The 23,598-nt window shown below is 70.3% G+C and carries 24 protein-coding genes and 2 pseudogenes; 23 read left to right on the forward strand and 3 right to left on the reverse strand.

The window, feature by feature from the left end:
• Positions 1–347 (reverse strand): annotated as a pseudogene (locus tag CCN29_RS07350) (IS701 family transposase); the annotation flags it as partial.
• A gap of 171 nt (positions 348–518) precedes the next feature.
• On the opposite strand from CCN29_RS07350, the gene CCN29_RS07355 reads away from it, so the two are divergent.
• From CCN29_RS07355 to CCN29_RS07365, 3 genes are read left to right on the forward strand one after another with little or no spacing between them, the layout of a single operon-like run.
• Positions 519–944 carry a hypothetical protein gene (locus CCN29_RS07355; protein WP_086680618.1) on the forward strand — a complete coding sequence of 142 codons (426 nt, stop codon included), beginning with the start codon at positions 519–521 and terminating at the stop codon, positions 942–944.
• A gap of 43 nt (positions 945–987) precedes the next feature.
• Positions 988–1,224 (forward strand): hypothetical protein, encoded by a 237-nt coding sequence (locus CCN29_RS07360; protein ID WP_442538260.1) that lies wholly within the window; start codon positions 988–990, stop codon positions 1,222–1,224.
• Complete coding sequence (locus CCN29_RS07365) at positions 1,211–1,501, forward strand: hypothetical protein (protein WP_442538261.1); 291 nt, start codon at positions 1,211–1,213, stop codon at positions 1,499–1,501. The genes CCN29_RS07360 and CCN29_RS07365 overlap by 14 nt, the downstream gene beginning before the upstream one ends.
• Here CCN29_RS07365 and CCN29_RS07370 read toward each other — a convergent pair.
• A protein-coding gene (locus CCN29_RS07370) for an IS5 family transposase (RefSeq protein ID WP_107481676.1) occupies positions 1,444–2,324 on the reverse strand; the annotation gives its coding sequence in 2 pieces (ribosomal slippage) (positions 1,444–1,958 and positions 1,958–2,324; 882 coding nt in all). The two genes, CCN29_RS07365 and CCN29_RS07370, sit on opposite strands and share 58 nt — an antisense overlap.
• A gap of 44 nt (positions 2,325–2,368) precedes the next feature.
• Between CCN29_RS07370 and CCN29_RS07375 the strand changes: the two are divergent.
• From CCN29_RS07375 to CCN29_RS35650, 5 genes and pseudogenes are all read left to right on the forward strand, one after another.
• A pseudogene (locus CCN29_RS07375) lies at positions 2,369–2,596 on the forward strand (transposase); the annotation flags it as partial.
• 449 nt (positions 2,597–3,045) lie between these two features.
• Positions 3,046–3,216, forward strand: coding sequence for a hypothetical protein (locus tag CCN29_RS35640; RefSeq protein ID WP_203349996.1), 171 nt, complete (start codon positions 3,046–3,048; stop codon positions 3,214–3,216).
• Positions 3,213–4,016 carry a hypothetical protein gene (locus CCN29_RS07380; RefSeq protein WP_442538262.1) on the forward strand — a complete coding sequence of 268 codons (804 nt, stop codon included), beginning with the start codon at positions 3,213–3,215 and terminating at the stop codon, positions 4,014–4,016. Before CCN29_RS35640 ends, CCN29_RS07380 begins: the two co-directional genes overlap by 4 nt.
• Complete coding sequence (locus tag CCN29_RS35645) at positions 4,016–4,267, forward strand: hypothetical protein (protein ID WP_442538263.1); 252 nt, start codon at positions 4,016–4,018, stop codon at positions 4,265–4,267. The genes CCN29_RS07380 and CCN29_RS35645 overlap by 1 nt, the downstream gene beginning before the upstream one ends.
• Before the next feature lie 129 nt (positions 4,268–4,396).
• The gene (locus tag CCN29_RS35650) at positions 4,397–4,540 is read left to right on the forward strand and encodes a hypothetical protein (protein WP_442538264.1); all 144 of its coding nucleotides are present in this window, start codon (positions 4,397–4,399) and stop codon (positions 4,538–4,540) included.
• 303 nt (positions 4,541–4,843) lie between these two features.
• On the opposite strand, the gene CCN29_RS35655 is transcribed toward CCN29_RS35650, so the two are convergent.
• The gene (locus CCN29_RS35655) at positions 4,844–5,290 is read right to left on the reverse strand and encodes an AfsR/SARP family transcriptional regulator (RefSeq protein WP_442538265.1); all 447 of its coding nucleotides are present in this window, start codon (positions 5,288–5,290) and stop codon (positions 4,844–4,846) included.
• A 626-nt stretch (positions 5,291–5,916) separates the two neighbouring features.
• On the opposite strand from CCN29_RS35655, the gene CCN29_RS07390 reads away from it, so the two are divergent.
• The 15 genes from CCN29_RS07390 (at position 5,917) to CCN29_RS07460 (ending at position 23,572) form a co-directional block, all read left to right on the forward strand.
• Complete coding sequence (locus CCN29_RS07390; RefSeq protein ID WP_086680623.1) at positions 5,917–6,498, forward strand: Pvc16 family protein; 582 nt, start codon at positions 5,917–5,919, stop codon at positions 6,496–6,498.
• 74 nt (positions 6,499–6,572) lie between these two features.
• The gene (locus CCN29_RS07395; RefSeq protein WP_143661291.1) at positions 6,573–7,385 is read left to right on the forward strand and encodes a hypothetical protein; all 813 of its coding nucleotides are present in this window, start codon (positions 6,573–6,575) and stop codon (positions 7,383–7,385) included.
• Positions 7,386–7,391: 6 nt separating this feature from the next.
• Complete coding sequence (locus CCN29_RS07400; RefSeq protein WP_086680626.1) at positions 7,392–9,263, forward strand: phage tail sheath family protein; 1,872 nt, start codon at positions 7,392–7,394, stop codon at positions 9,261–9,263.
• A gap of 27 nt (positions 9,264–9,290) precedes the next feature.
• Entirely contained in the window at positions 9,291–9,749 is a 459-nt protein-coding gene (locus CCN29_RS07405) for a phage tail protein (RefSeq protein ID WP_086680628.1), read from the forward strand.
• 97 nt (positions 9,750–9,846) lie between these two features.
• Positions 9,847–11,796 (forward strand): phage tail sheath family protein, encoded by a 1,950-nt coding sequence (locus CCN29_RS07410; RefSeq protein WP_143661292.1) that lies wholly within the window; start codon positions 9,847–9,849, stop codon positions 11,794–11,796.
• Positions 11,793–12,290, forward strand: a complete 498-nt coding sequence (locus CCN29_RS07415; protein WP_086680632.1) for a phage tail protein — start codon at positions 11,793–11,795, stop codon at positions 12,288–12,290. The genes CCN29_RS07410 and CCN29_RS07415 overlap by 4 nt, the downstream gene beginning before the upstream one ends.
• Entirely contained in the window at positions 12,287–13,543 is a 1,257-nt protein-coding gene (locus tag CCN29_RS07420) for a CIS tube protein (protein WP_086680634.1), read from the forward strand. The genes CCN29_RS07415 and CCN29_RS07420 overlap by 4 nt, the downstream gene beginning before the upstream one ends.
• Positions 13,540–13,728: a hypothetical protein gene (locus CCN29_RS07425; RefSeq protein ID WP_086680636.1), complete on the forward strand. Its 189-nt coding sequence runs from the start codon at positions 13,540–13,542 to the stop codon at positions 13,726–13,728. Before CCN29_RS07420 ends, CCN29_RS07425 begins: the two co-directional genes overlap by 4 nt.
• Before the next feature lie 41 nt (positions 13,729–13,769).
• Complete coding sequence (locus tag CCN29_RS07430) at positions 13,770–14,861, forward strand: phage late control D family protein (protein WP_086680638.1); 1,092 nt, start codon at positions 13,770–13,772, stop codon at positions 14,859–14,861.
• Complete coding sequence (locus tag CCN29_RS07435) at positions 14,858–15,493, forward strand: phage baseplate assembly protein V (RefSeq protein WP_086680639.1); 636 nt, start codon at positions 14,858–14,860, stop codon at positions 15,491–15,493. The genes CCN29_RS07430 and CCN29_RS07435 overlap by 4 nt, the downstream gene beginning before the upstream one ends.
• Before the next feature lie 7 nt (positions 15,494–15,500).
• Positions 15,501–17,177 carry a hypothetical protein gene (locus CCN29_RS07440; protein WP_086680640.1) on the forward strand — a complete coding sequence of 559 codons (1,677 nt, stop codon included), beginning with the start codon at positions 15,501–15,503 and terminating at the stop codon, positions 17,175–17,177.
• On the forward strand, positions 17,174–17,590 hold the full coding sequence (locus CCN29_RS07445; RefSeq protein ID WP_364204492.1) for a GPW/gp25 family protein: 417 nt from the start codon (positions 17,174–17,176) through the stop codon (positions 17,588–17,590). Before CCN29_RS07440 ends, CCN29_RS07445 begins: the two co-directional genes overlap by 4 nt.
• 2 nt (positions 17,591–17,592) lie before the next feature.
• Positions 17,593–19,794 (forward strand): putative baseplate assembly protein, encoded by a 2,202-nt coding sequence (locus CCN29_RS07450; protein WP_086680642.1) that lies wholly within the window; start codon positions 17,593–17,595, stop codon positions 19,792–19,794.
• A complete protein-coding gene (locus tag CCN29_RS07455) occupies positions 19,794–21,992 on the forward strand; it encodes a phage tail protein (protein WP_086680644.1) in 2,199 nt (732 codons plus the stop codon). Before CCN29_RS07450 ends, CCN29_RS07455 begins: the two co-directional genes overlap by 1 nt.
• Positions 21,989–23,572 (forward strand): hypothetical protein, encoded by a 1,584-nt coding sequence (locus CCN29_RS07460; RefSeq protein WP_086680646.1) that lies wholly within the window; start codon positions 21,989–21,991, stop codon positions 23,570–23,572. The genes CCN29_RS07455 and CCN29_RS07460 overlap by 4 nt, the downstream gene beginning before the upstream one ends.
• Positions 23,573–23,598 lie beyond the last annotated feature (26 nt).

Here is a 23,598-nt window from a genome sequence, read left to right on the forward strand (position 1 = left end):
AGATGTGGATAAGGGGCAGGGTCGGGGTCGAAGATGAGGTTGGCGGGCAGCTTGGCCGCGGCCCAGTCGTAGACGCGCGGGCCCGTGGCCCCGTCGCCGCAGGAGAGCCGTTGCCAGGCATCGGCAGGTGCGTCCTCGATGAGCTGGTCGATGCGCCAGATGCCGGCCAGCGACTTGATCTGCTGCGACTTGGGCACCGTCACCACATAGCCGATCTCGAGCTGCTCGAGCAGGCGGCGGAAGTGCCAGTCCTGCCGGTAGGCCTCGTCCGCGGTGACCCACGTGGCGGGCAGGCCAGCGGCCAGGCACCGGCGGACGATGCCCCGGGCCAGTCGCCCTCGGCGCGCAAGGCAAGCTGGACCAGCTCGATGCCGAAGCAGCCCGCCGACCCTCCACAGTCGATCTCGGCATGCCGACCTTCGCCGACGTCGCCATCCGCACCACCACTACGTCGACGGACCAGCACCGTCCCTGAAATCCATGGTCGCCACGAAGCTGAACTGCCTACGCTCCAACCCATGCGAACTGTCTTCGTGTTTCCCGCAGGTGAGCGAGCTGCGACCGTCGCCTCGCTCAATCGGCATCTGCCCGAGCAGCGCAATCCATGGACTCTGGACGGCAACCTCTACATCGACATCGACGATGAGCAGACCGGCTACCTCTTCTCCGATTGGGATCCCGAGGATGTGGCGATCCTCGAAGCGGCCGTCGGACATCACCCCACTTGGGCGGTGCAGATCGACATCTCCGGGCGGATCGACGGCACCGCAGAGGTTCACCGAATGATCGCGCTGCTGCTTGAGCATGGAGGCGTGGCAACGGACGACTACACCCCCCACCCTTGGACCCTGCCGGAAATCCTGTCTGGAGCGGTGATCGACGGCCTGCGGTTCTTCGACTTCCGCGGCTACCACGAGCTCAACCGCGAGCACGGGCGCTCCTGACTCTGTCCGCTGCTCCCTCCTGCGCGCCCAGCGCGGCCGCCTGGTGGAGATCCGCGACAACCTCCTCGACCGGATCGCCGAAGACGAGAAAGAGGGCTGGCTCGGCGAAATCGAGGGCCTGCGCGTCAGCCTCGTCGGCGCCGAATCCAGAATCGACCAGATCGACTCCGCGCCCGGCAGCGTGGCGATCAACCTCGGCATGTCGCGCAAGGCCCCGGCTCACCCCGCCCAGAAGGAGGGAGCAGGGTCGCTGAGACAATCGCGGGATGATCAGCAATGAGATCCGGTTCGATTGCCAGCACCGTGGCGACAGGGGTCTACTCGTGGTCGTCCCTCACATCGACGGAGCGCCACTCACCGAACTGATCGATGAGTACGAGATCGCGGCCGGGATGCAGCCTGCAGGTGATGCCTACGGTGGTCTGATTCCGGAGTTCTTCCGGTTCGGCCCGATGCAGGACCACTTCCTCGGACTGTCCACTAGGTTCTGTCCGGCGGATCACTGGCGGAGCCAGAGCCGGATTGCTGCGGTGGTGACGGTGCCGTGGAAGACGTAGGCCCGCTTGTCGTAACGAGTCGCGACCGCGCGGGAGTTCTTGAGCCGGTTGATGGTCCGCTCGACCTCGTTGCGGCGCCGGTAGTGGTCGCGCTGGAAGCCGGTGGGTCTACCGCCTTCTCTGCCTCTGCGTCGGCGGTTGGCCCGCTGGTCCTTCGGTTCCGGGATCGTGTGCTGGATGCGGCGTCTTCGCAGGTAGCGGCGGTTGCGGCGGGAGCTGTATGCCTTGTCGCCGCTGACGTGGTCGGGCCGGGTCCGGGGCCGTCCGCCCGACGGGCGTGGGACCCGTATCCGGTCCAGGACCTCGATCATCTGCGGGGCATCGCCCCACTGGCCCGGCGTGAGCAGGAGGGCCAGTGGGCGGCAGCCGCCCTCGCCGGCCAGGTGGATCTTGCAGGTCAGACCGCCCCGGGACCGTCCGAGTCCCTCGTCGGGGCGGTGGTGCCGGGGCGTCGTGCTTTTTTCGGGACCCGCGGCCGGACCTTGCGGGCGCCGGCCGCGTGCTGATGGGCCCGGCAGGACGTCGAGTCGACGCCCACCATCGACCAGTCGATCCGCCCTACCAGGTCGGCGTCGGCCTGGACCGACTGCAGGATGCGGTCCCAGGTTCCGTCCGCAGACCAGCGGCGATGCCGCTCGTAGACGGTCTTCCACGAGCCGTAGCGTTCCGGCAGATCACGCCAGGGAACACCGGTCCGGATCCGGAACAGGATCCCGTTGACCACCGTGCGGTGGTCGTTCCACCGGCCGCCCCGGCCACCCGAAGGTGGCAGATGCGGCTCAAGTAACGACCACTCGCGATTCGTCAGATCCCCCCGACCCATGACCGAACCAACGAGCGACCGGTCAGAAGGTCACATGATCCGCCGGACAGAACCTAACCATCCCGCACTACCGCCGGCACAAGGACGAGGAACTGCCGGCCTGGAAGGAGGAGCACAACGCCTCCCACCGCAAGGTCCGCGCCCGCGTCGAGCACACCTTCGCCCGCATGAAGAGCTGGAAGATCCTCCGCGACTGCCGCCTCAAGGGCGACGGCGTCCACCACGCCATGCTCGGCATCGCCCGCCTGCACAACCTCACCCTCACCGGATGACAGGCAAACAAGCAGGTCAGCCAGCATGTCCCAGAGCATTTACGGGACACCGTCTAGCGCGTACCGGCGAAGACCGTCTGCCCCTTTGAGTCCACCACCGGAGACGGTGCACGCCACCGGAACACCACCCCGAAATGGCGGGGCTCCGCGGCGCACGGCTCACGCCCTCTCCGCCGACGGCGGCACGGGGCTGGCAGGTCATCAGGACCACTGACGTGCCCTAAAAGTCTGTCATATTCGCGGTTAACCGGACAAGCGTGATGGAAGACGCGCGTAGAACGACAAGATCACAAGAATGGGAAGCCGCCTCATGCGTGGATCCGACCGCTCGCCCCCGCCTCCCGCACAGGCTGCCCCGCGAGGTTTTTCCCTTCCCCGCCCGGCCGGTGTGACCAGATAGAGGCACGCCTCACCCACCCCGGGGAGCCGACCTGAAGGGGAGCCCGACCATGAACAGGACACGACGGCCCGGACCGGATACCGCCCGCTGGACCCTGCTGTGGCTGATGGTGACTGCTGCCGCGGTGCTGGCCGCCCGGAACCCGCAGTGGACCAGCGCCGTCACGACCGCAGCCGCCGTCTACGCCGTCGCCGGCCCGGACCACGGGAGGCGTCCGTGACCCGCACCCCGCCCACCGCCACGGAACTCGCCCTGGCCGCCGAGGTCGACCGGCTGGGACTGACCGCCACCTGCCACCAGTTCGAACGCTGGCGCGCCAAGCGCTGGCTGCCCCCCACCGACCAGTGGACCGACCCCGCAACCAACACACTGCACCCCCACATCGTCCACCGGGCCGCATGGCTCGCCGCCCTCTCCAAACCAGGCCGCGGCATCAGCTGGATCGGCTGGACGTTCTGGGCGATCGACGACACCGAACAGACAGCCGCACTGCTGCGCCACGCCCTGATCCGGACCATCCAACTGCCCCTGCGCCAAGCAGGCATCACCCTCGCCCAGATCCCGCACGGCGACAGCGACACCGCCTTCGAAACGCGCCAGAACCTCGCCGAGCGGCTGCTGCGGGGACGGCGCGCCATCGGACGGGACCTGGACGGCCTCCTACGCACCCACGCCGGCACCGCGGGCATCACCCTGCCCGAACCCCGTACAGTCTCCAACCCCTTCGACGCCGCCCTGATCCGCGTCGGCGCCCGGCTGCTGGCCGGCGGCTTGGCCGACGTCAGCCCCGAGGAACTCACCGAGGCCTGGTGCAGCGTGTGGACCGGCCCGCCTGAACAGCTCGACCGGATCACCGCCGCCCACCTCGCCGCCGACGAAAACGGAACCGACCTACGCGCCCTGTCCCCGCTGGCGCACGGACTGCCCGGGCTGGTCCGCGCCCTCGAGCAAGCAGACGCGTATCTGCTGTGCGAGTGTGCGAGGCGGTTCGCGCCTGCACCAAGGCCTCCTCCACACTGATGAAACTGCTCCTGGAACGTGCCGACGTCGAGATGGTGACAGTGCTGATGGACGACGTGATGTGGGACCAGTGGGTGCGCGTCGGAGGCATCGCCCCCGCCGGACGGCTGGGGGAGGCGGCGATCACCCTGAGCGCCGTGCAGTACCTCCTCGTCCCCGGCTGGGCCGAAGACCTCCACCGCTACCAAGACCGCATGGACCGCCTGCTGACCGCACCCACCGTGCCGACCCCGGACGGCCGCCCAGCGTGACAGAACCTTCGGGCGGCATGCCGTAGGCGGCCAAGTAACACAGAGCATGACTATTGGGAACCTTATCGTCGTCCCCGTCACCGGCCGACCGGTTCATCTGGTCACCGAGAGCGGGGGAGGAGCAGCCGCGTGAAGACCTCCGCTCGTCGGCCAGGGCACCGCCGTATCCGCATCGTGCGGAACCTGCGGGTCCTGGTGGCCGCGCCCGCCCGCTCCCCGCGCTGCCAGGCGGATGCGCACCGGGTCGCCGCCCGCCTGACCGACCTGTCCTGAGTGACACCCCTGCAGTCCCCAGACCAGCCGGTCCTGATCGTGCCTCGCGGAGCCGGGGACCGCGCACTCGGCGCCGACGCAGATGTTCTCTACATCTGCGCGCACTCCTACCGCGGCCCCCGGCCCGAAGGCTTCCTCCGACACCGGCCTTGCCGCTCTGCACGCGCAGACCACCGGGACCCAGAAGGCCACCACCACTCCGCCCTGGGGATGCTCACCCCCGCAGGCCAGAGCCTTCACCGATCAGCGGTTCACTTGGTACGGCCGCCGTCACCGCCCCGGGGCCAGGGGCGAGGCAGTCCGTCAGGGTGAGGCGACGGCCCTGCCGGGGTGGTGTACCCGGGCGGCGGCGGGGAGCAGTGCCGTGAGCGAGGCTGTGGGCTCGACACCCAGTTCGGCGTCTAGCAACCGCGCGTAAGTCCGGTACTGCCGCACAGCCTCAGAGAGGTTGCCTTCCGCGATGTGGGCCTCGATCAGGACACGCTGGGCAGTCTCCCGTAGAGGGTCGGCAGCCACAGCACTCAGCCCTGCCTCGATCGCGGGTGCGTGCTTTCCGGCCTCGGTGAAGCGTCGACACAGTGTCTCCAGGGCGCGCAAGCGAATCTGCCGGTACCTTTCCCGTTCCACCACGACCCATTCGTCCAGCCAGTCCGGCAGGAGGTCGTGGCTGAGGGAATCGGACAGACCCTCCTCAGGGCGTGCACCCGTTTCCAGCGACCGCATCCGGTGGACCGACTCGTGCAGATCCACTTCTACTGAAGGGCCCAGGCGCAGATGCGAGTCGTGGCTTGTGACCGTGCTCGGTGCCGCTCGCCGGATCTGCCAGAGAGTGGTGCGCAGCGCGGCGCCGGATCTCTCGTCGGACAGATCCGCCCATAGCCGGGGGGCGACAATGCAGCGATGCTGCGGCCTCTCGGACAGAGCAAGGAATGCAAGCAGCCGCTGGGCCGGCGCCGGCAGCCGGAGACGTCGGCCGTAATGGCTGAGTTCGAAGTTCGGCAGCAGGCGAAGGTGAAGGCCCATATCTGCCGCAACGTCTCCTGAGCGGCGGCCATTTCCGGGCATAATCCCCACAAGGTTGGGACGCGTCTTAGCGGCGCGGAAGATCGTTTACGGACACCGCGTCAGTATCGCCCGAGCACGGTCGCCCTTGATGACGGACCGAGGCGCCCACTATGCAAATTCGCTCAAGTGGAGGAGCTGCAATCCGCGGCGGGTCTTCCGCCAGGCGGAACCGCCTCGAAGGGGGCCAGCGCGTTAATCGCCGGCTGACGGTTTGCCGATACGTGCGTCGACGCGGTCGTGACGGAGATCGCTACGTGTTGTGACACGATCCGCCTGACAGGGACGAGACGCTGGCGGTCCACCATGCATACATGGCGGGTTTCGGCGGTGTCAGCGCGGTGAGCAGGAGTCTCGAGCGTCTGCTCAACCTCGCCTTTGCGAACGGACAACCGATCGCGGAGGCGCCGACCAAGGCTGTCCTCATCCGCACTGAGGACTTCGATCTCGTGCAGCACTCGGAGATTCATTTCCCTGCGCTTTCCCTGCTGCTTTACCGTGTGGATTTCGACAAGAGCATGCGGGCCAGCTGGTCCGCGCGCGGTGCTGAGGACGGCCGTTCGTACCTCCCACTGGACCTGCACTATCTCCTCACGGCCTGGGCTGACAATGCCGAGCACGAACACCGCATCGTGGGCCGCACACTTCAGGTGCTGGAGAACGTCTCGGTGCTCTCGGGACCGCTGCTCGACCCATCCGGGGAGTGGGAGCCGGACGAGGGCGTGCCCCTGGTGCTGGAGGATCTGTCCACCGTTGATCTCATGCGTACGTTCGAAGCGCTTTCGGTGGACTTCCGGCTCTCGATTCCGTACGTCGCCCGGGTCGTGGTCATCGCGGGGCCAGCGGACATGCCTCCCGCGGACATCCTCACTGTGGTGACCGGGGCACGATTGTGACCGGCTCGCCGCCCTCCGGTGCCCGCGGGCCGTTTCTCGCCGCAGCCCCTGTCATGCGTACGCACCGGCTCGCCTTGGGTATCCAGGTCGTCGACGCGCTGCGTGGTGAGCCGGCAGATGTCGCGGTCGCGGTCGAGGACGGGCCGCTGCCCTACACGGTGCTGATGCCTGCGGACCTGGAGGCTGCGGCGGTTTCCTACGATCCGGGGGTCGGACTGCCCCGGTTGCCGCGTGGGCGGCGCTCCGGCCGGTTCCGGCTGGTGTTCGGCGAGCACACTGTCTCTCCGGCACGGGTGCGCATCTATGACACCGCGCGCCGCTACGCGCCGCGCCGGCTGGAGGTGCCGTTCGCTTCGCTCGCCACCGTACTGGCCGAGGAAGAGTCCGGGGTGCGGCCCTCGTCGCGGGCACGGCGGATCGCCGTGTTTCCCGGCTCTGCCTACAGTCCGCAGAGCAATGCCACCGGAATCCGCGGTCGCGTGGTCGATATGGAGGGTGCGCCGGTGCGCTGGGTTCGTGTCACAGCCCGGCACGCTGTCCATGGCGACGTGCTCGGCCGCGCCCATGGGGACGACCGCGGCGAGTTCCTGCTCGTGCTCGGGGTCCTGCCGAGGAAGCTTGCGGCTCCCCAGGCTTTACTCATCCACGTCTTGCTGGATCTGGCCGCCCGGCCCGCGGCGCTACTCGGCAGCCCGGTCGGCACCCTGGCGGACCCCTTGGCCGACCTGTTCCTTGAGGCATTGCCGTCGGCCGGGATGCCGGATGACATCTCGATTGGCACCACGGTGCCCTCCGCCTACTCGGTCCGCGCCACGTCGGCCGTGTCCCTGCGGCTCGGCCGGCTGGTGAGTCCCGATTCCCCGTTCACTCTCTCCGAGCCTGAGTGAGGAGCCATGCCCGAGTATCTGGCGCCCGGTGTCTTCGTCGAAGAGGTCAGCTTTCGTGCGAAGTCCATCGAGGGGGTGCCGACGAGCACGACCGGCTTCGCCGGGATGACGCGCTATGGACCTGTGCGTTACACGCCCCTGGAGACGGCCCCGACGTCGACGGAGCCGCGCCTCGTCACCAGCTTCGTCGAATTCGAGCGGCTGTACGGCAAGCTGGAGTTGCTGAATGCCGATCGGACACCCTATCTGGCCCATGCCGCCCGTGCGTTCTTCCTCAACGGCGGCCAGCGGCTCTACGTCTCGCGCGTCTATAAGCCCCCTGCGGACGGCACGGAGGGGGTGGCCAAGCACGATGTCGTCGTCAACAACCCGGCAGGCAGTACGGCAACCGCAACATGGCGGGCCCGCTGGCCGGGGACCATGGGTAACGTCCGGGTCGAGGTTCGCCCGGTCCGCAGTCGCAATGTCGCCATGCCCGCGCTGGCTGGCGAGCCCGCCGCCCTGCGCGCCAACCGGGCCCGCAACGGAGCACTGGTCGAAGTCGTGTCGGGCCCCGAGCTGCCCGATCAGAAAAGCGAGCTGAAAGCCGAGAACCTGCGGGTCGTCACGCTCGATGCGGCTGGCCGTCAGACGTTCTTCAAGTTCGACGCCAACGGAGCCACCGCCGATCCGTTGACCCTTACAAATCAGCTGGTTCTGGTCGAATTCGATGTCACCATCCTGGTGGATCCAGACCGAATCGACCGGGTCTCAAGCCTTGGCTGCGATCCCCGGCATCGACGCTGGATCGGCAAGATCCTCGCCAAGAATGACCCTGAGGACGACGCAGCCGTGGTTTGGCTCAACGCAGACAACGTCAACCCGGTCGGGCTGGCCGTCGCGCTGACCAACGGCAAGGACAAAGACGGGAACGTGCGCGGCTTCTTCGAACTGGAGGGCGGCTCGGACGGCCAAGTACCGGATGCTGACTGGCTCCTGGGCAAGGAAGCCGACCCGGACAGCGCGGAGAAGAAGGCGACCGGTCTGGAGGCGCTGGCCGAGATCGACGACATCGCGATCGTCGCGCTGCCCGATGCGGCAGACCTGGGCGACGACGACCAGAGTCGACTTGCGGTCCAAAACCTGATCACGCATGCAGAAAGGCCCGGCGCCTACCGAGTCGCAATCGTGGACGGCCCGCAGAACGCGTCGATGAATGAGATCCGCGCATTCCGAGGCCAGTTCGACTCCACCCACGCCGCCCTCTATCACCCCTGGATCGAAACCCTCGACCCGAACGAGAGCCCTGAACAGGGCGCCCCGCCAACCAAGTTGCTGCTACCACCCTCTGGTTTCGTCGCCGGTGTCTACGCCCGCTCGGACATCAGTCGTGGTGTACACAAGGCGCCGGCGAACGAGGTCGTCTACGGCCTGACGAAATTCGAGGCCAACATCAACACCCGCCGCCAGCAGGTACTCAATCCCGAAGGCATCAACGCGCTGCGGTTCTTCCCCGGCCGCGGCAACCGGGTCTGGGGAGCCCGCACCCTGAGTAGCGACCCGGAGTGGAAATACGTCAACGTCCGGCGGTTCTTCATCTTTCTCGAGCACTCAGTAGACAAGGCCACTCAGTGGGCGGTGTTCGAACCGAACGGTGCCGACCTCTGGCAGAAGATCGTGCGCACCGTCGAGGACTTCCTCGATCTGCAGTGGCGTAACGGCGCGCTGCTGGGCGCTACCCGGGCTCAGGCGTACTTCGTGCGCTGCGACCGCACCACGATGACCCAGAACGACCTCGACAACGGTCGATTGGTCTGTCTCATTGGCGTCGCCCCGGTCCGGCCGGCCGAATTCGTCATCTTCCGCATCGGACAGTGGACAGCGGACGCCCGGTCCTGACCGGCGCCGCACTGAGAGGAGCCCGCGGTGGCAGCGCGCAGCAATCCGTACGGAGCGTTCAACTTTCAGGTCGAGTTCGATGCCCCCCCGGCCGGCGGGGACCCGATCACGGCCGGATTCTCCGACGTCTCCGGACTGGGCAATGAGATCAACTTCTCCGACTACCGGGAGGGCAGCGACCCGGACAACGTCGTCAGGAAGATCCCCAACACCAACAAGACCGACGAGGTGACGCTCAAGCGCGGCCTGATCGGCTCGACCGAGGTTTTCGCCTGGTTCAAGCAGGTACGCGACGGCACCTACGCACCCCGCAGGGTGACCATCACCGTCCTCGACGAGGCCCGCACCAAGGTTCTGGCGCTGCAGCTACGCAACGCCCAGCCGAAGAAGTGGGTCGGACCGACCCTCGCGGCGAAGGGCGGCGGCGAGGTAGCGGTGGAGGAGCTGCACCTGGTCCACGAGGGCATCGAGTACGTGAGCCTTTGAGATGACCTCACCGACAGCACCTGCGACAACCGCGGCCTCCTCCCTCCAACTGGCGCTCGGTTCGCCCGGTGCGTACTTCGCGCCGGACGCGGTCGACGTGCCGCAGCGCGGCGTCCGGATGGATGTCTGCGCCTTCGTTGGCGTGGCTCCCCGCGGTCCCGCCTGGGAGCGTGCCGACGACCCGGCGTTGGACGGATCTCTCCTGCCCGCGGGCCGGGCGCGTTCGTCGGCGGTGCCCGTTGAGAGCTGGGCGGAATACGAGGAAGTGTTCGGCGGCTACGGCGGCCCCGGCCTGCTTCCCCACGCGGTCGCCGCCTTCTTCGCCCAGGGCGGCCGCCGGGCCTACGTCGTACGCGTGGTGCCCTGCGCACCGGTTCCCGACGCCGGGCCGTCGGCGCGCGCGGTGCTGACCTTCTCATCCCAGGTACGGGACGGGCACGGTGCCGACCTGCAGCTGCAGGCCCGCAGTGAGGGAAGGTGGGGAGACCTGCTCACCGCTACGCTGACGTTCAGTGTGGTACCGCTGCCGGTGCCTGAGCTGGACGGGCAGATGCTGGTGCTCGCCCCCGGTGCGGCTGTGCCGACCGGCACGCTGTTGCGGCTGCGCCCGCAGGGAGGTGCGGACGAGCTGCGCCTGGTCACCGGAAGTACCCGGCGTCCCACGCGGGACGGCACCGGCTGGGAACGGCTGGCGATTCTGGACGCGCCGGTGACCGGCCCCCTGGAGCGGGCCGAGGAGGTCACCGGGATCTTGGACGTGGTGGACGGCGATCCTGCTCGGGCACGCCGCGAACGGTTCACCGGCCTAGGGCTGACGGCCGATCACCCACGCTGGCTGGGCGCGTTGCTTTCCACCAGTTCACGGCTGGTCGAACCGCTGTCCTCGCTGGACGCCGTGCTTCCTGCGGACCCCCGGCTGGCGCCGGCCGACGCCCTGGCCACCGGCGGCAGGGACCGGTACGCCCTGATCACTCCTGAGGACTTCTTCGGCACAGACCCGACCGACCCGCAGGCTCCACCAGCCGGCCTGGACGCGCTGCGCGACCTTCCGGACTGCGCGAGCGTGGTAGTGCCCGATCTGTACGCCCCGGCCGAGCGCCCCTCGGCCGAGAGCGTGAGTGTGCCGGCCACCCTCGCCGGCGCGGGGTTCAAACCGTGTGTGCCGATCCCGGGCTCCGGCCCGACGCGGCAGCCGCGCGTGGATCTGCCCGGACTGCGGCTGGATCCCGCACAGCGTGACGATCGGGCATTGATCGTCGCGCTGCAGCAGCGGGTGGTGGCGTTCGCCGAGCAGGAGAACATGGTGGCCCTGCTCGACGTACCCCCGGGGCTGCGGCCACGGGATGTGCTGAGCTGGCGCTCGGCCTTCGACTCCTCGTACGCGGCGGCCTATCACGGCTGGCTGCGGGTGCCGGACCCCCGGGCGGACCGGCTTATCACCGTGCCCTCGGCGCCGTACGCGGCAGGTGTGATCGCAGCGATCGAGCGCGCTAGAGGGCTGCCGTTCGGTCCGGCGCATGTCCTCTTGACAGGTGTCGTCGATGTCGCGGAGGGACCGGGCAGGGGCACGGGGGCAGGCGCGGCTGACGGGGACGCGCTGGGGGCCCTCCACCGGGCCGGGATCAACGTCTGTGTGCTCGGTAGGGACGGAGTAAGGATCACTGCAGCCCGCACCCTCGCGCGCGACCCGGCGTGGAGCCAACTCACTGCCCGGCGCACGGTGAGTTTCCTGCAACGCACCCTCGAGCAGCAGTTGGCTTGGGCGGTGTTCGAACCGAACGGTGACCTGCTGCGCGATCGCCTCCGGTTGGCGGTGGAGCACCTCCTGCTCGACCTGCACGCGGTCGGCGCGTTCGCCGGGGGCAGCCCGGCCGACTCGTTCTTCGTCCGGGTGCCTGCCGCTGGCACACCCGCCGGGCCGGCGACCGGCGGGGCCGACCTGCTGTGCGAGGTCGGGGTGGCGCCGAGCGCCCCACTTGAGTTCCTCGTCGTCAGGGTCCTGCGGGCGGAGGGCGACGGCATGCTGAGCACGGAGGGCAACACATGATCGACACCGCGCTTCTCGCCACCGCGTATCGGTTCCGGGTGACGTTCACCCTGCCCGGTTCCGGGGCCGCTGATCCCACCGCGCCCACGCAGTTGGGCAGTGGCGGGTTCCAGGAGTGCACCGGGCTCGAGGTCGAGATGGAGGTCAGCGAGTACCCAGAGGGCGGCCGCAATGACGGGGTGGTCCAGCGCGCCGGCCGGATGAAGGTCGCCCGGCTGGTGCTCAAGCGCGGAATGGTCATTGGCGGCACCGGCCGAGTCGTGCCCGAATTGTGGACGTGGATCGCCGAGGTGACCGGAGGTGTCCGGCCCATCCGGCGCTACGACGGGCTGGTCCAACTGCTGGACGCCGGTCAGCACACCGTGGCCGCCTGGGCGTTCGGCCGCGCCCTGCCGGCCAAGGTGGTCGGCCCGCAGCTGAACGCGCGGACCGGCGAGGTGGCCATCGAAGAACTCACCCTCGTCCACGAGGGGTTGCGGATGGTGACGCCGTGACCACACCGCTGGCCAAGGCCACCCTCCAGGAGGTCGGCGCACGTCCTCCCGCCGCGCAGCCCCAGCCGATCACCGTGCAGTTCAATCCAACCTCGCTGCGCCTGCAGATGGCGAACAACGTCGACATGAAGAAGGCGTTCGGGAAGCGGCCAGCCGTCCAGTACGACGGAACGTCCTCCTCCACTCTCTCGTTCGACCTGATCTTCGACACCAGCGACGAGGGCACCACCGAACAGCCGGTCGACGTCCGCACCCGCGCCAAAGAAGTGGAGCGGTTCCTGCTCCCGGCCAAGGGCACCAAGTCCGTCCCGCCACAAGTGCAGTTCAGCTACGGGACCTTCCAGCTGGTCGGCGTGATGAGCACGCTTAACCAGGAGTACGACCTGTTCGCCGCCACAGGAGTACCGCTGCGCGTCAAGCTGGCTGTGACGATCAAGGAGCAGATGCCGGAGTACGAGGCCGGGCGGACGGGTCCTGCGGCCAACACCGGTGCGGGCGCCAGAGACGACCAGGGCCTGCTGGCGGGCAGCGCACCCCCGGCGCGCACGGACCGGACCGGCACCGCACTGGAGGGGGAGAGCGCCCCGGACTTCGCTGCCCGGATGGGCCTCGACCCGGCGGGCTGGAGGAACCTCGACTTCGGGGGCCAGGACCCGCTCAGCCTCGCAGCAGGCACCTCGGTCGACTTCTCGGCATCCCTTTCGGTCGGCCTCGACCTCTCCGCCGGCGTCACGGCCAGGGTCTCGGCCAGCGCTCCCGTACTCGACAGCAGGGAGCCGGACCCACGGTCCGTCACCTCGGCAGGCGGGCTGCAAAGTGCGATCGACCAGGAGGCCGGCCGGCGCGCCGCGGCGGCTGCCGACGCCCAGCGCGCCGGATTCGCCTTACCGGCGGCACCCAGTACGGCCATGGGGGCGCCCGGTCCGGCGACCGGGCTGCCGTCGAGGGTCGGATACTCGACCGCGGCAACGGCCAGTCCGGGGGCGGGCGGACTGGAGCGGCCCGCGCCCGGACCGGACAGGCCCGACCGACGCGGCCTGACCTATGGCTCCGGGGTACCGCTGCGGCCGCACGTGCGGCTACCCGGGTCCGGTGCTGGCGACGTGCCCGTCACCGACGACCCCACCGTCCCCCGCTGGCTCGCCCTGCGCGTCCCGCGGGCGGCCGTCGTGACAGGGCTGGGGCACCGATGCGCTCGCACGGGTCCCGGCGGGACACAGCGACCATGCCGCTGCAATGGAGGAGAACAATGACCCTGCGGATCGGTGAGATCAACAACGACGTGCAGTTGGATGCCACCGCGCGGACCACAGAGCGGCTGGCCGAGCCGGCCGCGGCCCACCAGCCGGACTGGGCCGAACGGGACCGGCACCGCCGCAGAGCCGAGGCCGAGGCCCGGGATGCCTTGCGCACCGCGCAGGAGGACCGTCATGGCTGACAGCCGCACCCTCCCGGTCCGCACCCCCGGGCAGGCCCGCCGTGTCTGACCAGTTTGTCGCCTCCGACCCGGTCTTCACGGTCGCTGGACAGCGGGTGCCGGACCTCGCCCGCGACTGCCTGGCCCTGAGCGTCGAGGAGAGCACCGCGGGACTGCGCACGCTCACCGCGCACTTCCTCGCCGTCGCCCCCCGGCAGCGGCCGAACGACGACGTGGTGGAGTATCTCGACGGCCGGACCCTGTCGTTCGGCAGCGAGCTGTCCCTCTCGCTGGGCCCGCCTGGCAACGAACGGGTGGTCTTCGCCGGGACCGTCTCGGCGCTGGAGGTCACCTTCGACGAGGGCGACACCCCGCATGTCACGGTGTTCGCCGAGGACGCCCTGATGGCCCTGCGGATGACCCGGCGTTCACGGACCTACCGTCAGGTGAGCGACGCCGACCTGACGCAGCGGATCGCCGCCGACCACGGACTGTCCGCCGACGCCGATGCGACAGGACCGACATATCCGCTGGTGCAGCAGGTCAACGAGTCCGACCTGGCATTCCTCAGGACCCGTGCGCAGCTGCTCGGCGCTGAGGTGTGGGCGACGGGCCGGACCCTGCACTTCGCGACCCGGGACCGGCGCCCGGGACCGGAGCTGCGACTGGCCCAGGGCCAGGACCTGCTGACCGTCGCGGTGCGCGCCGACCTGGCCCACCAGCGCAGCGCGGTGAGGGTCTCCGGCTACGACGCGCGCAGCCGGGAGCAGATCGACGCCGGGGCCGACGGGGCGGTCGTCACCGCCGAGATCCCCAGCGGCCGGCATGGCCCGGATGTCCTGCTGAAGGCCGTCGGACAGCGGGTGGACCAGTGCGCCCGGATGGTGCCGCTGACCGAGGCGGAGGGCCGGGCCTGGGCATCAGCCCGGATGCGAGAGCGCGCCCGCCGCTTCGTCACCGCGGTCGGAACCAGCCGGGGCACTCCCGAGCTGACCGTGGGCAGCCGGCTCACGCTCACCGGTGTCGGCAGCCCGTTCGACGGCGACGGCTATTACACGACCCGGGTGCGGCACACCTTCCAGCGCGGCGCCGGCGGACTGCGCAGCCACTTCGAGGCCGAGCGGGCGACCATCAACGCGGGGGAAAGCCGGTGAGCGAGGGGTTGTACGGGCTGTACCCGGGACTGGTGACCGACATCGTGGACCCCGACCGGCTCGGCCGGGTGGAGGTGCGGTTGCCGTCACTCGGCACGGCAGGCGACGAACTGCGGGTCCGGGCGACGCTGCTCGCCCCGTACGCGGAGGACGACCAGGGCTTCGTCGCCTATCCGGCGGTCGGTACCCAGGTGGTGATCGGCTTCGAAGCGGGCGACGCCAACCGCGCGTACATCATCGGTTCCTGTTGGAACGGCAAGGAAACGGCCCCGGTCGAGGCCACCCGGCCCAACAACAAACGGATGCTGAAATCGCGGGCCGGCAGCGTGCTTGAGTTCGACGACACCGAGGGCGCACCCAAACTCACCGTGAAGACGGAGTCCGGCCACACGCTGGTGCTGGACGGCGGCTCCCGGGAGGTGCGGCTGACCCATGGCGACGGCTTCGGGGTGACGCTCACCGCGACCGGCCAGGTCCGGATCACCTCGAACGCACCGGTGGACATCACCGCCCCGGCGGTGAACGTGCACGCCGCGACCGCTACCTTCGACGGGACCGTCACCTGCACGACGCTGCAGACCACGGCGGTTGTGTCCCCCTCGTACACCCCCGGTGCCGGGAACGTGTGGTGAGCCGCCGATGACCACCCACGTTCAAGCCCCGCACGACTGGCTACTCACCGCGCCCTGGTGGCACTGGCCCCGCCAGGGCGTCCCGCCCGCGCAGACCGGGCCCGCGCTGCAGAAGTACGCCATGCCCGGCCTGGTCGACGAGTTCCTGGCCCATCCGCAGCGCCGGCTCGTCTTCGACGAGACAGCCGACCGCGGGCCGCTTCCGTCGGCCGGGCCAGCGCGGTTCGTCCCCGTTGCCGGCACGCAGTTGCGCAAGCTGTACCTTGCCACCCATCACCGCCACTATCTGGTAGCCGTCGAACTGCACTGCGACCGGCCCGGCCTGCCCAGCCCGCGCCGTGACGAGGTGTGCGAGGCAGGCTTCGTGGTTCGGCGCCGCCGAGCCTCGGTGCCGGCGACCGCGACCGGCGAGGCACGGAAGATGCTGCGTGACCTCGCACTGGCACGCGCCCGGCTGGACGCGGTGGACAAGCGGCTGGCCCAGGCCCTCCGGGCAGGCAGCACGGGCCTTTCCCGGTGTGACGGCCTGCTGGAACAACAAGCCACCGCCGCCCGGAAGGTCGATACCCTCCGGGCCGCCCTCCACCAGTGGGCCGAGGCCGTCGGCGTGGATCGAGCGCTGGACGGCTGGCGGCCGCTGTCCGTCGGCGCCGACGGACAGCTCGTGCCCCTGCCGGAGCGTCCCGGCGCAGACCTGCGGCCGCTGCCGGGACTGGGACGCTGGGAGCAGGTGAGTGAGCTGCCGGAGGACGTCACCGAGGCGACGTTCCCCCTCTATCCGCTGGTACCGGACCCAGCGGACACGGAGCACGACGCCGCAGGACGGACGCTCTACTTCGGCATCGTCCCAACCAGCACACTCGACCTCGAACTGCTCCCCGCTGCCGGAGCAGCCCCCTCCGGCGAACCGTCGGCGGACCGCGCGCCACGGTTCGACGACGCGTCGGTCTACGAAATCCGATGCTACGTACGCCGGCACAACCCCGCCTGCCCGCGCAAGCCCGGAGAGCGCGACTGCCACGGACCGCTGACCTGGAGCGAGCCGAGCGAGCCGTTCCGCCTGGCCGGCCCCCTCGACCCACGCGGCACCGCTCACCGCCCGGTGACGATCAGGATGCCGAACAAGGCGGATCTGCAGACCGCCGCCAAACTCGGCGCCGGTATCGGCGGGATCAGGGTGGGCACCCCGCCCGACATGCGTTTCGACAAGGTGATCGGAGGCGGCTACCAGATCTGCTCGTTCTCGATCCCCTTGATCACGATCATCGCGACGTTCGTGCTGCGCCTGTTCCTGCCGATCGTGGTCCTTGCACTCGGGTTGTGGTTCCTGCTCGCCCTCAAGATCTGCATCCCGCCGAGCATCGCCGTCGATGCCGGTCTGGAGGCGGAACTCGCCGCGAAACCACCGGACTTCGAAGCCGACGCGGCGTTCGAAGCCAACTTCGGGGCCAAAGTCAACGCGGCGTTCGACGCGTTCGCCGGCGCCATCGCGACATCGACCACAGACGCTGGCCTCAAGCCAAAGGACATGGACGATTTCGGCGACCGGCTCAAGAACCAACCGACGGCCGACCGGTTCCGTATCGCACGCTCCGTGGCCCGCGGCGCCCACGCATTCTCCGCACCCGACGACGACCTGCGCTACGAACCCCGAGTGGAGCGCAAGGAGGTGTTCACAGCGTGACCGGCCTCTACGGCGACCGACTGAGCCGCGGCTGGACGTTCCCCGTCGAGCCAACGCCCCAACGCGGAACGATGGACCTGGCGAGCGGTGCCGCCCTGGTCCGCCAGTCAGTCCGGATCATCCTCGTCACCGAGCCCGGCGAGCGGCTCATGCGCCCGGACTTCGGCTGCGGGCTGCGCCAATTCCTGACAGCGCCGAACACCCCGGGCACTCGGGCGGCGATCGCCCGCGCAGTGGAGGAGTCGCTGTCAACCTGGGAACCGCGGATCACCCGGCTCGCCGTGGACGTCAGCCCCGGAGAGGATCCGGCACTGGCCCTCATCACCGTGGCGTACACCCACGTGCGCGACGGCAGCCCCGGCGGCCTGCGGATCGCTGTGCCCGTCGGCACGGCCCGGACGGCGGGGGCCTGACCATGCCGTTCCCGCCGCCCGCACTCGACGACCGCTCCTACGACGACCTGCGCACCGAACTGCTGGAACGGATCGCGGTCTACACACCCGAGTGGACCGACCGCAACCCCAGCGACCCCGGCATCACGCTACTGGAACTCGTGGCGTTCCTCGGCGAGAAGCTGCTCTACCGTTTCAACCAGATCCCCGACGCCACCCGAGCCTGGCTGCTGAGATTGCTCCGGGTGCCACTGCTGCCAGCCCAGCCCGCGCGCGGGCTGGTCGCCTTCACCCCGAGGCGGCGGCGGCCCGACCGGACCCCCGACGCCGTCGAACTACCCGCCGCAACGGTCATCGCCACCGGCGATGTGCAGTTCGAGACCGAACAGGACGTCACGGCCCTTCCAGTGCACGTACGGGCGGCGGCGAAGATTGCCGCCGCAGCGCCCAGACATCCCGATCTGGTGGCCGCCGCCGAGGCAGCGCTCGACGCCCATGGCCTCGGCAACGACGAGGCCCCCGTCTTCTACCGCGCCGCAGTGCTCGCCGACGACCCGACCGCGCCGGGAGCCATGCCGCTGGACGTGCCGAAAGCGGTCGACGGCGTCCTGTGGCTTGCTGTGCTCGCCAACGACGCCAAGGACGTCGAGGCACTCAAGCACGCCGATTCCGCACTCGCTGGAGCCGAGCTCAACCTCGGGGTGGCACTGGCCCCGCAGCTGCCGGACATGTTCACCGTCGAGCCGTGCCCCGGCGCCGGAGGACAGCTCGACGGCCCGGTGCCGCAGGTGGAGTGGCAGATCTCCACGATCGACCGGGAAGACGGCGGTGAGCCCCGCTACGAGACGCTCGAGCTCTTCGCAGACTCCACCAGGGGCCTGCGCCGCGACGGGGTGGCACGGCTGCGCCTGCCCAAAAAGCTCACCAGACTAGGGGTACCGGTCCCCGACGCCCCGGACGCCGCGGGCGTCGGTGCGTACCCGCCCGCGCTGGACGGCGAAGAGGCTGTGCTGTTCTGGCTGCGAGCCTTTCCGCTCGCCAGCGCCCCCGAAATCCCGCAGCTACGCTGGGTCGGCGCCAACGCGGCCGAGGTAGTCCAGGCAGTCACCGCCCAGCCGGAGTACCTCGGCACCGGCACCGGCATGCCCAACCAGCGCTACGCCTTCGCCCACCGGCCCGTACAGCCCGAGGCGCCCCCGGCGGTCGTCGAGGTCGAGGAGAACGGCATTTGGCGGCCATGGCGGCGCGTCGAGTCATTCGCCGCCAGCGGCCCCGAGGACCGGCACTGGACGCTGGACGCGGACGCCGGAGAGGCCGGGTTCGGCGACACCGTCCGCGGACGCGCTCCGCAGATCGGCGAACGGATCCGGGTACTGCGCTACCGCTACGGAGGCGGCGAGCAGGGCAACGCCGCCGCCAAGTCCCTCACCCGGCTGCCCGGCGGGGAGCCGGTCACGGTGACCAACCCGCTGGCCACCGAGGGCGGCACCGCGGCCGAAACCCTCGAGATGGCCATGGATCGGATCCCCGGCGAGTTCCGGCGGCACGACCGGGCCGTGACCGCCTCGGACTTCGCCGAGCTCGCCGCGCTCACTCCCGGCGGAGAAGTGGGCCGCGCGGAATGCGTGCCGCTCTTCCACCCCCCGACGAAGACACTGGGGGCCGCAGGCGTAGTGACCGTCGTGGTCTGGCCCCGCCAGGATCCGGTCCACCCGGACGCCCCAACCCCCCAGCGCGGGCTGCTGCGCCGGGTCTGCGCCCACCTGGACGCCCGCAGGCTGGTCACCACAGAGCTCTACGTGGTGCCACCGGCCTATCGGAAGGTCGCCGTCTCCGTCGGGATCTCGGTCAAGCCCGGCTACAGCGCAGACGCGGTACGTCACTGGGTCGATCTGGTCCTCCGTCAGTACCTATCGCCGCTACCGCCGTACGGGCCGGAGGGCAGCGGCTGGCCACTGGGTCGCCGCGTGCACGGCCCGGAGCTGGAGGCAGCGGCCCTGCAAGTCGAAGGGGTCGAGTACCTGACCGGCCTGGACGTGGCGCAGCAGATCGACGACGGCACATGGACTCCCGGCACGGTCGTGCTCCAGACGTGGGAGGCCGTCGAACTGGCCGCGATCGCCGTCGTCGCCGGCGACGCACCGCCACCAGTCGGGGAGCAGCCCTCGCCACCTCCCACGTCCGGCACCCCCGTACCGGTACCGATCCCGAGCGAGGAGTGCTGATGGACACCGGCAGGACCGCCGCCATCGCGGTAGCCGCCCAGTGGCTCCGGTGCGCGCACTCCGGCACCGCTCTGACGTCCGACGACGACGCCGTAACACTGGAGTGGCAGATCCCGGCAGCCGAACCAGGCGCGGGCAGCGGCACCGCACCGGCCGGGCTGGCAGTCGGCCCCGACTGCACCGCCTACCACGCGGTGCCGGAGGAGGGGCGGATCGTCCGGGTGCCGTGGCGGCCGGGCAGCCAGCTCACTGCCGCGCGGTCCGGCAACGGGCGAGGCGATGAGGACCTCACCGAAGACCTGCTGGTGCCCACGCCCCTATCCGGCCCACCGTCCGGCCATTTCGCTCCAGCACCAGGCACCCCCGTGCGGCAGGTGCGGGCAGTGGCGCTCCTGGCAGACCCGGACGGCCGGCTGACCTTGCTGGACGCTACCGACGGTTGCGTGCTCGTCCTCGATCTGGCCGAGCATCGCCTGGTGCGCCACCTCCGGCCGCCCGGCACCCCGGTCGACCTGGCGGCTTACCGCAACGCTGCCCTGGTGGCCTGCGCCGAACCGGACGCCCCACTCTGGCAGCTGGGACCGCTGCGCCCGCCCCGCCCGCTCCTCGTGCCGGACGGCCCACGGGCCGCGCTGCCCACTGGGGCGGTGCCGTCCCGGGTAGCCGTCGGGACAAGCGGCGAAGTGTGGCTGCTCTGGCGGGATCCACAGGGCAGCGGCTGGGCCGTGCCGGTCGCCGACGACCGTACGGAACGGGTGATCGGACCGATTCCCGGGGCGACAGACCTGGAGCTGGACGGCACGGCCGCCGTGGTCGTGGCCGGCCCCCCGCAAGCCGACCTGCGCCGGTTCACCTTCCGCGACGGCAGAGTCGCCGAGGAGCGGCCACTGCGGGCCCCCACGTACGACGGACGGGGACTGGTGCGCACCCCTGACGGCCGGATCGGCTATTGGGGCGGCAAGGGCGTGCGGACGGCGTTCGAGGCGCGAGTCCGGTTCGGGACCAAGGGCTGGGTCGACACCTTCGCGCTGGACAGCGGAGTGTACCGGCAGCGATGGGGCCGGCTGTTCGTGGATGCCTGCCTGCCGCCGGGAACGTCGCTGGCGGTGGGGTTCCTCACCGCCGACGACCTTCCCACGGAGGACGGAGTGCCGCAGCTCCCGCACAGGCCGCCGTCCAACATGCACACCCCCCTCCTGGGCCTGCCGCCCGGCCCGCCGCTGGCGCCGGCCGACGACGCGGAACGGCTCTTCGGCCGAGACAGCGGCAACGAGACGGACGGCGGGCCAGCAGAGTTCAGCGCGCTGTACCGGCGTGGCCCCCGGGAGGTGCCCTGGTCCCGGCGGGACGCCTCCGACCCGTTCGTCACCTACGAGGCTCCGGTGAACGCCCCGCCCGGACGCTACCTGTGGTTGCGGCTCCTCCTCACCGGAACGCCCCAGGCGGCCCCGCGGATCCAGGCACTGCGGGTCGAGCGTTCCGGTCACCGTCTGCTCGACCAACTCCCGGGCATCTTCTCCGCCGAGCCGCGCGCGGCAGCGTTCCTGGACCGCTTCCTCGCTCTCGTGAGCGGCCCGCTCGCCGACCTCGACGCCCTGGCTGCAGAACGGCAGTTCTTGCTCGACCCGGCGGGCGCGCCACCGGAGTTGCTGCCCTGGCTCGCCTCCCTGATCGGGCTCACCCTGGACGGGCGATGGCCCGAGCGAACACGCCGGACCATGCTCGCCGAGGCCGTGGACCTATTTCGGTCCCGGGGAACATCCACGGGGCTGAGCCGCATGCTGGAGATCTACCTCGGAGTGGCGCCCGTCCTGGTCGAACGATTCCGCTTTCGCAACCTAGGCGCGGACCAGAGCCGGGGGTCCGCCGCAGCGGGCGGCGCGTTCGCCGACTACGCCCACCGGTTCGCGGTGGTCGTCCCGGGTGCGCTGTCCGACAAGCAACTCGCCACAGTCCGGCACCTGCTCGACCTGCACCGCCCTGCCCACACTCTGGTCGAGGTGTGCTCGGCCGACAGCGGTGCCCGGGTCGGCGCTGGGTGGCATCTCGGACTCACCTCGGTGGTCGGCAGGGGCAGCGGTTTCCAGCAGCTGTCCGTCGGTGGCGCGCTCGGTCGGGACGCGGTGCTCGGCCGGCCGAGCACCGGGCTGCCCGTCGGTGAAGGACGGATTGGCGCGGACGCGAGGGTGAAACCATGACCGACGCGGCGATCGACCGATTCGCGGTGCGCTGGCGGCTCCCCGCGCCGGAGCTGCGCGAGGACGCGACGGCGCTGCTCGACGCGCTGCTCGAAGACGTCCTCGACGAGGCGATGGCCGGGTTGGTGGCCGCGGACGAACAGGTGGCGATCGCATCGGTACGGGTGCCACCCATGCACGTCCACGCAGGCCGCACGGGGGAGACCGCGAGTGCGTGGGCGCGGCAGGTCGTCTCGGCTGTCGCCGAGCAGCTGGTGACGGGCGGACCCTCCGTGGTGCGCTATCCCAACCGGCCCGCCGCTCTGCTGGATCTCACCGTGCGTGCCTGTGCCGGAGACACCTCGATGGTCTGGGCGTGGCGCCGACTGGGGCTGTGGCCGACCGCCACAACGGCAGAGAACGGTGCCACCGGCACCGTCGCGGACGCCGTAACCGCCGCACTGGCCGCGGAGGTGACGGCGGTCGCACCAGTACTCGCCGCCGTGGGCAGGCGAGGAGTGCTGCCGCAGGTGGTCGCGCTGCTCGGGCCGGAACGCCTGGAGCGGCTCGCCGCAGCGGCCTGGCAGGCACTGGGCGGAGCACCAGAGGAGGTCCACGCGGCAGGCGCGCGAGATGTCCCGAGAGGTGCGGCGGATCCGGACGCAGCCGCAGGGGAACGGTTGGTGGACCGCCCGACCCCGCCACCGCCTGGAGCAGCGCTGCCGGGGGGCCTCGGTTACGTCACAGCGCTCCTGTTGGGCTCGCCGCTCGGCACCGCAGCCTCCGCTGCCCACGGCGCCCGCGTCCGCGCCGCGCTGACCGCACTCGCGCTCGTCGATACGGATCCAGGTCGGGTGGCCTCCGACGGTGCTGCCGTGCTGGGCCTCGCCCTGCGCGAGCCTGCCGCGCGGGAGCAGGCTGTGCCGGAGCCCGACCCGAGGGCCGAGCCTCCAGCCGGAGCGACCGCGGATATCCCAACGGCACCCCCGCGCGAGGCAGGGTCCCTGCCGGTTCACGCCACCGGCAGTGCGGCGCGGACGTACTCAACTATGGCGGTATCGGGGGCCACCGCGAACGCCGGACTGCTCTTCTACCTCCACCTGGTCGCACCCTTTATGTGCCGCAACGGCGCTCCGCCGAGCTGTGCGCCCCTGTTCGAACTAGGAGGGCTAGGCACCCGCGGGGCGATGTATGTCCTCGGCGCTGAACTGCTGCGCCGTTCGGCCCCGAAGCTACGCGCCCCGGAGCCAGCAGACCCGGCGTTGCTTGCCTTTTGTGGCCTTTCGCCGTCGGCAGAGCCTCCAGACCCGCTCGGCGATGCCGACCATGGCGCCGTCCGGCGCGAATCAGCGCGCCTGGTCGACCGAACAGTTCGCGAGCTGCGCCACCGGCTGGCCGGCCGGCCTCCGGCCCGGCTCCCGCAGACCACGCTCATCGCCCATCTGCTTCACCGGCGCGGCGAGATCACCGCATCCCCGGGCTGGCTCGAGGTACGCCTCGACCTCGACGACGTCTCGGTCGACCTGCGCGCGGCCGGCCTCGATCTCGACCCCGGTTGGCTGCCAGCTCTCGGCTGCATCGTGAGGTTCCGCTATGCCTGATCCCTTTATGCCCGATGCCACGCTTC

The sequence above is a fragment of the Streptomyces pseudogriseolus genome (assembly GCA_002154585.1).
Taxonomy (GTDB): domain Bacteria; phylum Actinomycetota; class Actinomycetes; order Streptomycetales; family Streptomycetaceae; genus Streptomyces; species Streptomyces pseudogriseolus.